Source organism: Arthrobacter sp. 10T413_2, assembly GCF_056394205.1.
Map to the genome: position 1 here is coordinate 1 of NZ_JBFTHK010000120.1, position 12887 is coordinate 12887.

Sequence of the window (12887 nt, forward strand, 5' to 3'; positions counted from 1 at the left end):
GTTGTGGCGTCCCCGTGCCGCCAGGCCTCGACCCAGGGCAGCATCCAGAACCGGGGCGCTCCCCCGCCGACGATGGCGGCGAAGTCACGCAAGGGTTTGGGAGTCTTCCCAGGGGCGTCCGCCAGGACGGCGAGGCCGAGCAAATCAAGCTCCGGTGCCGCGCCTGATACCCACTGAATGAGGACGCTTTGGGCGGCTTTCAGGCCCMGCATATCCGACCGGCAGACCAGCAGCACCGATGGTTTGCCGGGGCCGTCGGCGGGGACGGGCCAGACATGGTCGGTGGCGCGTGCACCGGCCAGGACGCCGGCCAGGCGGCTCTCACCCGCTCCCCCATGAGCCCCGGTGACCCAGAGCGTGGCGGTGCCGGTCACGGTGCGGCGGGGCAGCCGGTCTGCCGCGTCGGGTTCGACCATTCCCAGCACCGGGGTGCTGATCGTCGCGGCCGGCGGCAGCCGGACCTCCACGCCGGCGTCGAGGGATTCGGTAGCCTGGGTGGTGATCCAGKGGTTMAGTGACTGGTTCAAGGTTTCCTCCTTTCGGACGGTGGTGGGCCGGGACGGGTTAGAAGCCCCTGGCGACGGCGGCCGCGGCCGCGAGCCATGCCCGCTGGGTGGCGGGCTGCAGTGCCTCGTAGCGGATGGGTCCGTTGACCAGGGCCGGATCGTAGGGGATCCGCACGACGGCGCGGACGAAGGGGGCGAAGCCGTCAGCGATCCGCCGGGCCTCGTCCTTGGCCCGCTTGAGCGCGTCCCCGCTCATGCTGCGTTTGGCGTCGGTGGATTCGGAGACGATGACGACGGCGTTGCGGGCCAGTTCCGCGTCGTGGCCGCCCCGTGATTCCAGGGTCTGCAGGGTCAGCCGGGCGGCTTCGGCACGGTCCTCGACGGCGGTGACCGGGACGACGAGCTGGTTGGTGTGGTMGATCATCCTCCGCCAGTTCGCGGCCCGGGCGGTGTTGCCGGAATCCATGACGACGAGGCGGTAGTAGCGGGTGAGGACCTGGTGKGCGATGTCGACGTCCTCGGCGGTGACTTCGTGGTCGCCTTCTTCGTTTTCGTCCGAGCGCAGGACATCGAACTTGTCGGCGGTCTGGTGGTGGACGAATTTGGCGATTTCGGCCGCGTTCGTGGACGGGGAGAGCAGTTCGGTGGAGGCGTCGATCAGGTCCAGGACGGTCCGGTCGTGGGAGCCCTTTTCGGTCCGCCAGCCGAGGGTGCCCTGGGACTCGTTGTTGTCCCAGGCCACGGTGGCGGCGCCGCTGTAGCGGGCGAGGATGGCCGAGAGCATMACCACGGTGGGGGTCTTGTTGGCCCCGCCCTTGCGGTTGACGACGGCGATGGTCCGGGGGCMGGGCCAGTGTTGGCTGACCGTGCGGCTGTCTTCCCGTTCGGTGAGTTCTTCCTCCGAGGGGTCCATCCGCAGTCCCAGGCGCGTGAGCGTTCCCCGCCAGCCCTGGGTGGCCGGTTCCAGCACCGGGGCGCTGACCAGGAAGGACGTGTCTTTCAGGCTCCGACGCGTCGGGGCCTCCTCCACGGCCGGTGMCGYTGCGGAAGCTACTGCGGGGGCGAGAGTCCTGGTCGTTCCTGTCGTTGCCGTGGTTCCCGCGGGCGCCGTGCCTTTGCCACTGGGCGTGATGTCTGCCGGGGCCGGCTCTGGCCGGGCGGGTTCGACCGGGACCGTCCCGATGAGGATCGTCGCCGCGGGCGCGKCGGTGGCCGTGGGGGCCCCGGTGCGGCGGCGGGTGGGCTTGGGTGTGTAGCTGACGGATTCGGTGCTGCCGTCGGGGCTGACGATGAGTTCKCCGTGGCCTTCGGGGTCATCGATGGCCACCCGGACGGCCCGGTTCAGCGTCCGTGCTGCCCCGACCACGAGGGCCAGGGCGTTCTCTCGGAGCTGCTGCAGGGACCCTGCCGGCGCCACGGTGCGGGAGTTCCCGGCCACCGTGACTTCAGCGGTGCCGTTGTCACGGACGATGGCCTGGATCCTGGGGAAAGCCAGTACCTCTGTCGTGGTGAGTCCCATGAGCTTCTTCCTCTTCTGGAGCGGGGTGATTGGTTTAGCGGTCAGCCGGCGGCGTGAGCCGGTTGACCTTCCAGGTGGCGTCCTTGGACGTGCGCAGCAGCTGGAGCGCGTAGGGCCCGATATCGGTCGGGACCGTGACGGTGACGCCGTAGCCGTTGGATTCATCCACGGCCAGCGTCGCCGGCCCGGTCACCCGGGTGACGGGGATGTTGGCCGGGTCCACCGTGGAGTAATCGGCCGTGGCCTGCGGGGTGAGCCAGCGGGCGAAGTCGTCCGCCCACTGCGTGGCCTCTTCCGTGGGGCGGGCGTAGTCGGCCATGGCCCGGACCGCAACCGTGGCCGCCTCTTCTCTGCTCTCCTCATCCCAGGMGATACCGGATGTGKGCGGAACGGTGCCGCCCGGTGCCTGAGACCTGCCACCGGCACTTAGCGAGGGAGCCGCGGAYGTCACGGCGGGGGACGTGGGGACCTGCTGGCGTTCCGGATCGCCGCCGGTGGACGCCGCAGGTGCGCACGCCGTGCACAAGAGCACGGCGGCCAGGGCTGTCAGGGTGCGTTTMACTGCTTCTCCWCCGAGCCCGGCACGTACAGGAACGCRCTGGGCACCTCGTTGTTCACGGTCCGGGTGTAGTACCTGTGGTCCTGGGGGGCCGGGTTGCCGTTGTAGCCCTCCTCCAGGTAGGTTCCGTCGGTGTTGACGGCCTTCACCACGGCGACGTGGCCGTAGGTGGCATCCGCTCCCCCGGCGGCCGGGGCGTACCAGACGACCGCGCCGACCCTGGGTGTGGAGCCGGTGGGCCAACCGCGAGCGTTCCAGCCGTCCCGCCACGACAAGGCCGAGCCGAGATTGATCCCGTCGGGGCGGAAGGTGCTGTTGAGGATCTTGTATGGGGCCGTGGTGCTGCCGAGCTGCTGGTTGACCCGCCACAGGGCGAAGTCCACACACTCCCTGTTGAACATCCCCAGCGCGCTCGGCTGGTAGAGGGCGGATCTGGCCCATGGCAGGTCATCGCCCGCACCGGAAGAGCCGGGAACCGCACAGCCCGTCCCGGTGAGGGAAAGCTTCGCGCCCGAGAGCGCCCGGACGATCTTCACTGCCGGGCYCCAGTACCGCTGGTAGTGATACGGATCCGCGTTGCGCTGGACCCGGTTCGCCGCGATCGTCGGTTCCAAAAGCTCCCAGCCATCGACCTTCTGCAGAGCCTTGACGAAATCGGCCGCACTGACGGACGGGCGCATCCGGTCCGCGTAGGAACCCCAGGCGCCGTTATCCCGCTGCTGAAACAGACCCCGGGAATCCGGCCCCGCGCCGTCGCCGACATCCAACACCCGCAGACCCGACTCCCCCAGAGCCACCATCACACTGACYATCTGGCCCTTGGCCGACAGATTCAGGGACCTGCCTGCATTCATGATCGCTGCCGCGTTGCTCAGCTGCTCAGTCGAGTACCCGTCGACCGTGGTCTCGGCACTGATCKACACGGAACCTCCGGGGCCGCAATCGGCCGAAGCCGGTTTTGAGTCCCCGAGAAGAAGAACGACCGACAAGACCAGACCCACGAACATMGCAGGCACCAGGAGCGCCACACCGATYTGCAGTCCCTTCGGCTTCATGCGGCCCACAGAGTCAGACCGGACCAAACTCTATTGATTAGTAATAGAGTGAGCACCCAAAAAGGCCATTCATTCTMCATTACTTCAGGCAAGATGGACCTATGCCAAGCCTCATTCGACCAAAACTGCCGCCCGAAGTTGAGGTGGCAATCAGTTTTATGGGCAACCGCGCTCGGGCGGATATCCTGCGCCACCTGTCGATCCTCGGCCCGTCGACCATTGGGCGACTGCAGACTGCGGTGGATATCAGCCGKCMCAGCCTGAATCGACACCTCGATTCTCTCGCCAAGGCGGGTTTGGTTCAGACCGACCCTCCGGCAGGTATGCGCCACGGCAAGGCTGTCGTCTATACCGTTCGCTCCGCGCGGGTCCGAGAGCTGACCCAGGCGTACACCAGTTATGTCGAAGGAATGCGACCGTGACTGCCCCGGGACGCGCCGGCGGTACGCCGGTGCGCGGAAGAGGCGGATACGACTTATTGCTGTGAACACATCTCCACGATAGCAGGGCTGAAACATGCTTCAAACATGTTTCAGTCGCGTTCTGGGTTGTCGCTTTCGTAGGAGTCCACATCGTCCAGGAGTGCGTTGATCGCCTCGAGGGTCTTAATGTCGATGTCGCCGAGAGTTCGGGCCGCGATGTTCTTCAGCTTGTTCCGGCGCATCTTCTTCAGAAGCTGCAACTCCCGTTCAATCCGTTCCGGGAGTTCGCCGGATTCATCGGTCAGGTAGGCCGGATCCACTTCAAAGAATTTAGCCATCGCGACCAAAGCTTCTTTGGGGACCGCTTCGGGTGACTCACCGGAGCGAATTCGCCACCAGCGTGTTCGAGAAAGCTCGTAACCGTTTTCGCGCACGCCTGCTTGGATGTCAGCGAACTCATAGGGTTCTCCGCCTTCGGCCACCACGACGTCCAAGAGGAGATTCACTTTGCGAGCAAGGGCCTMCGCCCGCTCTAGCCGATCGCGGGGACTGCCGCCKCCAACCATAAACTCAACCCCATTCAATTTCTGTCGCAGTMTGCCGCAGCTTGTTCCCTGGCCGGACCCGGCGGGAACCAATTTTCATACCAGCGGCGAACAGCCAGATCCCACCCTACCGGGTCGGAATTCCATTCTTGCGTATGTCCGGAACAATCGAACTCCACGAGCTCAACCCGGTCTTTATGTGCTCGCGCGAAGCGAGCGGACGTTTCAAAAGGAACGGACCAGTCATTCCTATTGTGGAGGATCAGGACCGGGATATTCAGGGAGCCGTGGAATCTCGTGCGGTCAGGGCCGCGCACCTCCAACGGACCTTCGAGCCCGGCCAGTCTGCTGAATCCGTTGAGAGCTAGGAAGCGGGCTATGAGTGAGCCAAGAAATTGGGGACACCGTTGGTGGAGGGCGTTGGCACGCAATACCTCCTCCCAGACCAAGACAGGCGCGACCAAGACGAGGCCCTTGATCATTCTTGCCAAGGATGACCGCTGCACGGTGTTTAGGGCCATCGTTGCCCCAAGGGACCAGCCGAACACCACACATTCAGTTCCGCCACGCTCCGCAACCAACCGAAGAGCTGCTTCTAGATCTCGCCACTCCGATTCGCMCAAATGCGACCGAGCGTCTCTGGAGCGAGGACCCTCACCGTCATTCCTATATGAGATGACCAATGAGCTGAGTCCCAAACGCGATGCGCTCTCAACCCCACGCAGCGTCTGTATCCGCGCACTCCCTTGGCCATGGACATGAATGGCCCAGCGGTCAGTTCCGCGGTCGATCATCCAGGCTGGGGCTGGGCCGAGAGTTGTCTCGACAAAAGTCTCGACCACAGCAGCTGCAGCGGAGGAGGGATCGACCGAGACAATGCCACTCCACCTGCCCCTGGATTTCAGGGATAGCCCAGCCGGTCGATGAAGTAGGCATCGTGTAACTAAGCCGTCACGCGTGTAAAGGATCGGACCGACGACGGCCGGAGGGCCGCCTGCGGAGAGCTGAAGGCCGAACTGCCCCGGTGCCAACGTGTGCTTCGTGGCTGGGAGCACGATCTCATCATCGGAAATTGCCAGGGGGATGATGTCATAGCGGCGCCGGTAAGTGGCTGAAGTCGTCTGACGGGCGGCCCATGCCGCACCGGCAAGGGCGCCTGCCGCAGCGAGTAAGCCGGACCACGCGACAGCCTTCAGCGGGGACGCCACGACAGCCGTTCGAGGTGGTCCGAGGCGCTGGCCAGTTTTCCGAGGCCTTCGTCTCCAATTTTGTCTCTTGCCTCGGGATTCCGGGCCAGGGCGTCCTGGATCTCCACGATCATGCGGTGCAGCTCGCTGCKCCGGCGGTCCGGTCGTTTCGGAACCACACCAAGGTCCAGGGTCAGCCCCGCATTCCCGGCTACGGCCTGTCCCCAGACAGGTTCCAGATCCGCCAGCACCKAACTGGTTCGGGCGGTTTCGTAGACCGCAGCGACTTTGCGGGTGGCAGGAGGCAGGGCCATACCGGTGCAAAGAAACAGAAATGTAGCCGAATTCAATACGGCATAGAGCCCGGACAGGGCGGGGAATGCCTCAACCAAACCGAGTACGTGAAGTGCATMGAGTGCGAGCACATCAACAACGAACAAGACGGCGGACAGGCATCCCAATCCAACGAGCGCGAACGCTGCGGTGTAGATCCCTGTCGTCCAAGCCTTCCGAAAGCGTACACAGGTCCAGCCTGCGGMAGCCATGACTCCGCCGATGTAGAGGTACTGGCCAGCCGAATACAGGCCAGCCGCCCACTGCCCTCCGTAGTCCCGCATGAACGCTGTMGACGTAACGGGAGCATCGATCAGAATGAACATGATGGTCGCCAATATCGCAGCGCCCATAAGTCCTGCTTTGGCCCATACCTCGTACGAGGATTTCGTGCCGTTGGAGCTCGGCTGCACAGCACGATGAATGGCCCGGGCAAKAAAATAGACGCCGGTCAGCAGCAGAAGATTCGCTCCAAGGTCTGCATGGTTCCTCCCGCCCACCCATCCGTCTKCGAACAGGTAAACAGGGTTTATGTTGAGCACCATGGACACAGAAATCAGCACGGAGGCCCATAGAATGCTGGTGTMCTTACCATGGCCGCGTGAGGCGGTGATGATAATCGTCAGGGTGACCATCAGCCCCGCTGCGATGATCTCCATCATCCGAAGACCTCCTCAAAGGCGCCTGGTTCACCGGGGCCGGCCCTCAGAGCCTCTGCCATAAGATCGGCAAGGTACTCGGCCGTTGCTTCTTCCAATGTCTGGAATTCGGTCCGCATGAGGGCCCTGCGCACAATCTCCGGAGACAAGCCACGAAAGCCGCTCCTCAGGACGGTGCCCGCTCCCGGAGTAGTGTCGTGGCCCAAGACCATGTGAGCAAGCTCATGAAGAATGAACTGCTGACGCTGCAGTTCCCAGGGCGTTGGGGGATGAAACACCMATTCCACCTTCGCCCCCGGCAGCCAGAGCCCACAGATGGAGGTACCGACCAGCTTCTCTGTGGCACGAATTCGGATTCGCTTGCCGCGGATGTCTTCGATGACACTCAGAAGCAGACTCAAAGTCAGACCTCCGGGCAGTTCCAGGGCTGCGAATGCACAGGATGCATCGCGGAAAGCCTGCTCAGACGTAGATACAGACAGAGAACGCAGAGCTTGCGTCACAACAACATGACCCTTCAATAGCTTCATCGGGGATAGGCTAGGTTGAAACATGTTTCAAACATGTCTTAGTTTGGTTCAGGATCCAGCTTATCCCGGGCAGAACGGCCCCAACGATATCAAGCGGATCTTAGAAGTMATCGTCATTACTAGGGGAAGGAAGGATGCGCATGACCACCGCCCCGACACCGCAGTCACCCACGATGTGCCCGAGTTCAGCCCCTCCGCCGCCCATCTTCCAGTTCTGCAGGACCGCTGGAAGATCGACTCACGTCGGCAGGTMGGGCTGTCGTCCCACCAGGAAGATAGRGTTTCAGCRCAGGTCTGCGAAGCCCAAGAAAAGTGCGATGCGACACGCGKAGTCGTTTTCTGTAAACAAATCCCCGGATGCCGCCGAAAGCAGTGCTAATTTCGACTCAGTCGATAGCTGTAAACAGAAACCTCAAAGTGGTCRACTTCAAGTAGCACCAGCGATGAAGCAGTCACAACCGCAGGTTGTGCGAGATTCAAAGGACATGACCATGAGCGCAGTAATCAATCGTGGAGGCGGACGACCCAGCAAGGGCCTACGCAAATACATTGGCTTCCGCACGCAGGCTAAGACCGCGGAGGACGTTCAGATGATCGCTGCCGCCAAAGGCATGACTGTCACTGACTACGTTTCCTCCGCCGTCGACCGGTCCCTGCGCGAAGACCTGGCATTGCTRGATCATTTCGCCCATCAGGAGGAACTGCCGATCCGCATAGCCTCATAACAGAAGAAGGCCCGCACTAGGCGGGCCTTCGAAGCTGAAGATCCACGATCCGGGAAGCTTGCCGGCGAACAGATCGTAGATCGGATGGAAGACCTTCACAGGACTTCATTTGTGTTGCAAAACCGATCCTGCAAGATCGGCCTTTAGTCATTCCCTCGACAGGAACAGAATCATCGTACAACAGCACGTCCGCGTGCTGCCAGCCATATACGGCGCTGGCGTGTCGCGCGGGCCATCCTCCACACACAGCCCCGCTCAGGCATGGGCTGCCTTGGCCCCTATCCTCGCAGGTCAKCCCCKCGTTAGGCTCTCACGGGACGCAGGTAAGACGTACCCGCAGAAGCACGAACGGGCCCTCACTGAGGCGCTGCCCACATTCCCGGCGGCGGTCCGCATTTTCGGCAAAGACGGCACCTGCGCCGMGATCTTCCTTGACTTTGACTCCTCGGTCGCAGGTGTCGACTGGGTTCTGGCAGATGTCCGGGCCGTTCAGACCTGGCTGCACTCGGTCGGTGCGCGGTGGATTGAGGATTACTCGCCTAACGGCGGCCGGCACGTGTACATCCCGCTCGAGCCGCGGGTCACGTTTTCTGAAGCGCGTGATCTTGTCGAGGCGCTGGGTACCCGCTACCGGAGCCTGGACAAGACCCCCCACCAGAACCTCCTGCACGGTTGCATGCGCACACCTGGTTCCCCACACAAACGCGGCGGCCACCAGGAACTCGCGATGAGCCTGTCCATGGCGTACGACATTGCTCGTCGGCCCAACTCCGCCGATATCTGGACCGCGATGACCGCTGACCTGGCGGGGGAGATCAACGCCGTCCGTGCGCTTCGGCTCGAGCAGACTTTCACGCCCGTCACCGAGGAAGCCCCAGGCGTCAAGCACCCAGCCGGCCGGATGTCCCKAGTCATGCAGCTGATGGCCCAGACCGGGCTTTACGACTCGAACCGGTACGCCACCKATTCGGATGCCCGCCAGGCCATCGTCACCGGGGCCGCAGCTGCCGGCCTTCAGCTTGTGGAAGTCGAACGCCGCATGATGCAAGGGACCTGGCCCGGGCTGGCTTCCTTCTATGCCCGGTATGCCTCCCGCCACCGGGTCCCGGCACTGCGCAGGGACTGGATCAACGCGGTCGCCTACCTGAGCAAAAATCAGTMAACCAGGCGCGGGAATAACAATGTCCGTAGATCCCCCACAAGCCAGCCAAGTACACAGCCCCCTGTACTAAAGGGCTTGAATCCAATTTCGTCGAATCCCGATGCGGAGCATCGGTTCATCCGGACGTGGAGGACTGCGCTGCAAATCAGAGAGGTCAACTACAAGGAATCACGTACAGGCATGGCGCGGAGGATGGTGCTCAGGGCACTGGGGGAGGCAGCCCACCTGACGGCGTCCCGGTTCATTGAATTCGGCGTCMGGTCCATTGCCGTCGCGACCGGACTGGACCACACCACGGTCGCCTTGCACCTCAAGGCCCTGCGGTGTGAGAAAGACCCCCTCGTCACCTTGGTCGAGGAAGCTCGTGGGACCAAAGGCGATCTGTATATGCTGACCGTCCCCGAAGAGCTAAAGACGGCGGCCGAGGAGGCGTCCTGGCAGAGAGGAAAAATCCACGCCCTGCGCCCTGCATTCCGGGAGCTGGGTCTGCCGGCGGCATTCGTTTACGAAGCGCTGGAGCACTCCCCCGCACTGCCGATCGCCGAACTCGTCCGGGCCACGGGCCTTTCACGGTCGGCAGTGAACGAAGCCCTGGAGATACTTGCTGCCTGGAACCTGGTGGCCCGGAACGCCGGCAAGTCCTGGTCGGTGGTGTCATCGACGTCGTTGAAGCAGCTCGCCGAACACCTCGGGGTGCTGGAAGCTGTCGCTGCGCAGATGCAAAGGTATCGGAATGAGCGGATCATCTGKCGCGAATGGCTGGCCAAGAACGTCAACACCGTCGCCGAGCTCCTCTCCCCCGGTGAGGACTATCCCTGGGAGACATTCGAAGGCCCGCCTGATGATTGGGCGTTGGCGGACATCGCGTTCAGCCGGGCCGGGTGAGTTTGTTTGACGGGTCGGTGACTATACGTGTCCGAAACGGGCCACTCCCCTGTTCTGGCACGGAATTTTTCGTTGACGGGCAGCGCCGGTGCGGCCGCCGTACACATGAGTCTCATGAGGACGAAGATTCACCTGGTGGTTGCGGCAGACCCTTCTCAGGACAGCGAAGGGTTTGGATCATGCCATGCCGGTTGCACCACATGGCAGCCGGGTACCTGTGGGTGCAAAATTTGGACGCACGAGGAGCTGTTCCGCCGCTGCGAGGCCGAAGTGGTCAGCATGTCGGCGGACACGCGGTCCCTGAAGATCGCTCGGATGAACTCTCACCGCGACGCCTACATAGTGAAGACCCCCGCCCGTTTCGAATTCATCCAGACCGTCGAAGGCGTGCTGGAGGAGGAACTCGGAAGCTGGATGCGGGGTGCCCCCAATCGAGGCGCAGAAGACGGCTGGAGCGGCATTGAGGTCGTCCAGGAAGTGGCGAACACCTGGAATCGGCTCCGCCACGACAGGGCCCTGCGCGTACCGTTCGCCTACGGCCGCATTTATCCCAGCGAAGTGAAGGCAGCCATGGCCAAGCACGACTTCAAGAACCTGTGTTCGGCACCCAGCGGCAGAGGACTGCCAACGAGCCACTCMCCCATTCCTCCCGCCGGACGCCGCGGCCCCCGTGCTTATGCCATAACGCATGCCATAAGCACTATGGGAAGTCATGCCTGACGGCCTGCGCGAGGTGTAGCTTCACTCCCCCGCGGCCTGGACCACTTGGTTGTGGAGCTTGAAAACTGCCGAGACAAGGGCGCTMCGTGATGGGGCGTCGAACTCGGTGACCTTCTCATCCAGCCAGGCAATCTGCACGCCGTCTAGGCGCAGCTGGATCTGTATGCCGGCCTCTCCCCTGCGCCGGGGCGCACGGCGGGGCATGCCGGAGATGGTCAGCAGGGTCTCTGCCGCAAATTCCCCCGCAATCTGCTCATCGGTCAGGGTCTCGAAAGCGTCGATGAGGAGGTCGGCGTACGTGGTCCGTTCCCGGTAGACCGTGTCTTTGACATCAGCGAGCAGTTGCGGCGGCAAGTACACCCCGACGTTGCGTAGCGCCCCGGGCACCGCCTCGGAGGCTGCCTTCTGTGCCGGTGCAKCCTTCTTGGCCTCCGGCTGCCGTGGTGCGGTCTTCGGCGCGGTGGCAGGCTCGGGCTGTTGCGCCTCCGGCTCCGMCGCCTCAGGAGGCGCCTGCTCAACCTTTGGGGCCTGCTCCTCTAGGGACTCGGGTGCGGCCGCAGGCAGTGCCTGAATGGGTTGCCGTGCAGGAGCCTCGGTAGGTTCCTTCGGCGCGGTCACCTCCGGTCCCGGGGTACCCCTCCCCCGCTTCGGCGGCAACAATCCCTGCAGTCCTACTCCGCGGGCCGGCGCCACGGGTGCGAAGGCTCCTGCCAGGCTCTGGCGGCCGCTCATGCGCGGTTACCGCTTTCGATGTCGTTCAGCCGGGCAAGGATCTCGCCGGTCAGCTGCTCGTACTCTTCAGCTAGTCCCCCGGCGTTGCGGGAGAAGAACCCCTCGGCGGGTTTCTCCCCCGCCCGGAGAGCCTTCAGGCGCTTCTTCTGAGCGTCGGTGACGGCGCCCTCGAGCTCGTGGAAGAGCAGGCCCTTTCGGCGGGCGTCGGCGCTGGCACTCTCCAGGTTCCGGATCCGGGTCTCGAAGACCGGGGCAACGGTGCCTAGCATCTCCTCCAGGGTGTMGCGGACACTGCGTTCCAGACGCAGCGAACGCGGTCCGACACCGAACAGGACAATGCCGGCCAGCTGCAGGGACGGGTTCCGGTCCCGTACGGCCATGAAGCGGCGGGCGATGCGCTCCACGCCGTCGATGCTCGCGTCGTCGGAACGGGTGGGGATGACGACGGCGCTTGAGATCGCGAACGCGCCTTCGACGAGGATCCGCTCCCCTGGTGGAGTGTCGATCAGGATCAGGTCGTAATCGTCTGCCAGCGGTGCCAGAACGCTGTAGAGCATGTCGCCGAAGTCGCCGGCATCGGAGCGGCTGGACCGGGACACCATGAGTCCCTGGATGTCTTCGAGGTCTTGGCCGCCAGGGATGACGTCCAGGTTTTCCCGGACGTTCCGGAGGATCATAGGTTCGGTCCCGGCAATGAGGGCTTGGAAGAGCTCGCGACCGCTCTGCCGCTCGTAGCCGAGGTCCCGGGCCAGGTCACCCTGCGGGTCAAGATCCACCATGAGAACCCGGGAGCCGGCCAGGGCCACGTACCCGCCGACGTTGGCCGCGGTGGTCGTCTTGCCCACTCCGCCTTTGCCGTTAGCCAGGGACACGACCCGGTCAATTGCCCGTGTTTGGTGGGTTTTCGGGGGTACGGGGGCTTGCAGTGATCKTGCCATCGGCCGGTAACTCTCCTACGTGGTGGGTGGCATTGTGCTCTGCCCTTAACGCTATGTGCATTCCCCCCGGATTGATGGCAGTGACACGCATAGGACGGATCACAACTCGTCCGGTTGAACAGTCCGTGGGGCGCTGAGCGGTTCGCTCAGCTGGACAACATGCACACTCCCCTGCTGGACGTCCGGGTGGTCGTCGTGCATGTCTTCGCATGGACGTCAGTATTGGACTTCCTGCCGGGTAATGGGCATGCACCCGTATATCGACCCCTGTGGAGCTGTCTGTTGGGGTTCCAGTTGATCGAAGGGCAGGTGCCTCCGTTGTGGCTCTAGTGAGGACAACTGCCTAAAAAACCATGGATAACCACGCTCGCCATGCAACTGTACGTTCAGCGTTGAGGGCAACGGGAGAT

Annotated in this window: 13 protein-coding genes; 4 read left to right on the top strand and 9 right to left on the bottom strand. The window is 63.5% G+C overall.

Annotated elements, in window-relative coordinates; translation table 11 throughout:
• The 4 genes from AC1DBQ_RS16625 to AC1DBQ_RS16640 all read right to left on the bottom strand — a co-directional run.
• The coding region (locus tag AC1DBQ_RS16625; protein ID WP_476929558.1) for a DUF6668 family protein at positions 1-527 on the bottom strand (527 nt) is incomplete at its 3' end.
• A gap of 37 nt (positions 528-564) precedes the next feature.
• Complete coding sequence (locus AC1DBQ_RS16630) at positions 565-2025, bottom strand: MinD/ParA family ATP-binding protein (protein WP_476929559.1); 1461 nt, start codon at positions 2023-2025, stop codon at positions 565-567.
• Positions 2026-2059: 34 nt separating this feature from the next.
• Complete coding sequence (locus AC1DBQ_RS16635; RefSeq protein WP_476929560.1) at positions 2060-2344, bottom strand: hypothetical protein; 285 nt, start codon at positions 2342-2344, stop codon at positions 2060-2062.
• Between the two features lie 227 nt (positions 2345-2571).
• Entirely contained in the window at positions 2572-3507 is a 936-nt protein-coding gene (locus AC1DBQ_RS16640) for a CHAP domain-containing protein (RefSeq protein ID WP_476929561.1), read from the bottom strand.
• A gap of 233 nt (positions 3508-3740) precedes the next feature.
• Between AC1DBQ_RS16640 and AC1DBQ_RS16645 the strand changes: the two genes are divergently transcribed.
• The gene (locus AC1DBQ_RS16645) at positions 3741-4061 is read left to right on the top strand and encodes an ArsR/SmtB family transcription factor (RefSeq protein WP_476929562.1); all 321 of its coding nucleotides are present in this window, start codon (positions 3741-3743) and stop codon (positions 4059-4061) included.
• Between the two features lie 110 nt (positions 4062-4171).
• Here the strand turns inward: AC1DBQ_RS16645 and AC1DBQ_RS16650 are convergent, their stop codons facing one another.
• The 3 genes from AC1DBQ_RS16650 to AC1DBQ_RS16660 all read right to left on the bottom strand — a co-directional run bounded on the left by AC1DBQ_RS16650 (position 4172) and on the right by AC1DBQ_RS16660 (position 7315).
• Entirely contained in the window at positions 4172-4555 is a 384-nt protein-coding gene (locus AC1DBQ_RS16650; protein ID WP_476929563.1) for a hypothetical protein, read from the bottom strand.
• Positions 4556-5798: 1243 nt separating this feature from the next.
• Positions 5799-6788, bottom strand: a complete 990-nt coding sequence (locus tag AC1DBQ_RS16655; protein WP_476929564.1) for a hypothetical protein — start codon at positions 6786-6788, stop codon at positions 5799-5801.
• Complete coding sequence (locus AC1DBQ_RS16660) at positions 6785-7315, bottom strand: hypothetical protein (RefSeq protein WP_476929565.1); 531 nt, start codon at positions 7313-7315, stop codon at positions 6785-6787. Before AC1DBQ_RS16660 ends, AC1DBQ_RS16655 begins: the two co-directional genes overlap by 4 nt.
• Positions 7316-7806: 491 nt before the next feature.
• Between AC1DBQ_RS16660 and AC1DBQ_RS16665 the strand changes: the two genes are divergently transcribed.
• The 3 genes from AC1DBQ_RS16665 (at position 7807) to AC1DBQ_RS16675 (ending at position 10807) form a co-directional block, all read left to right on the top strand.
• Entirely contained in the window at positions 7807-8040 is a 234-nt protein-coding gene (locus AC1DBQ_RS16665; protein ID WP_011689691.1) for a hypothetical protein, read from the top strand.
• A gap of 220 nt (positions 8041-8260) precedes the next feature.
• Positions 8261-10087 (top strand): MarR family transcriptional regulator, encoded by a 1827-nt coding sequence (locus AC1DBQ_RS16670; protein ID WP_476929566.1) that lies wholly within the window; start codon positions 8261-8263, stop codon positions 10085-10087.
• 315 nt (positions 10088-10402) lie between these two features.
• Positions 10403-10807 carry a hypothetical protein gene (locus AC1DBQ_RS16675; protein WP_476929567.1) on the top strand — a complete coding sequence of 135 codons (405 nt, stop codon included), beginning with the start codon at positions 10403-10405 and terminating at the stop codon, positions 10805-10807.
• 21 nt (positions 10808-10828) lie between these two features.
• Here the strand turns inward: AC1DBQ_RS16675 and AC1DBQ_RS16680 are convergent, their stop codons facing one another.
• Entirely contained in the window at positions 10829-11539 is a 711-nt protein-coding gene (locus tag AC1DBQ_RS16680; protein ID WP_476929568.1) for a hypothetical protein, read from the bottom strand.
• Positions 11536-12411: a ParA family protein gene (locus tag AC1DBQ_RS16685; RefSeq protein ID WP_476929569.1), complete on the bottom strand. Its 876-nt coding sequence runs from the start codon at positions 12409-12411 to the stop codon at positions 11536-11538. Before AC1DBQ_RS16685 ends, AC1DBQ_RS16680 begins: the two co-directional genes overlap by 4 nt.
• Between the last annotated feature and the right edge of the window lie 476 nt (positions 12412-12887).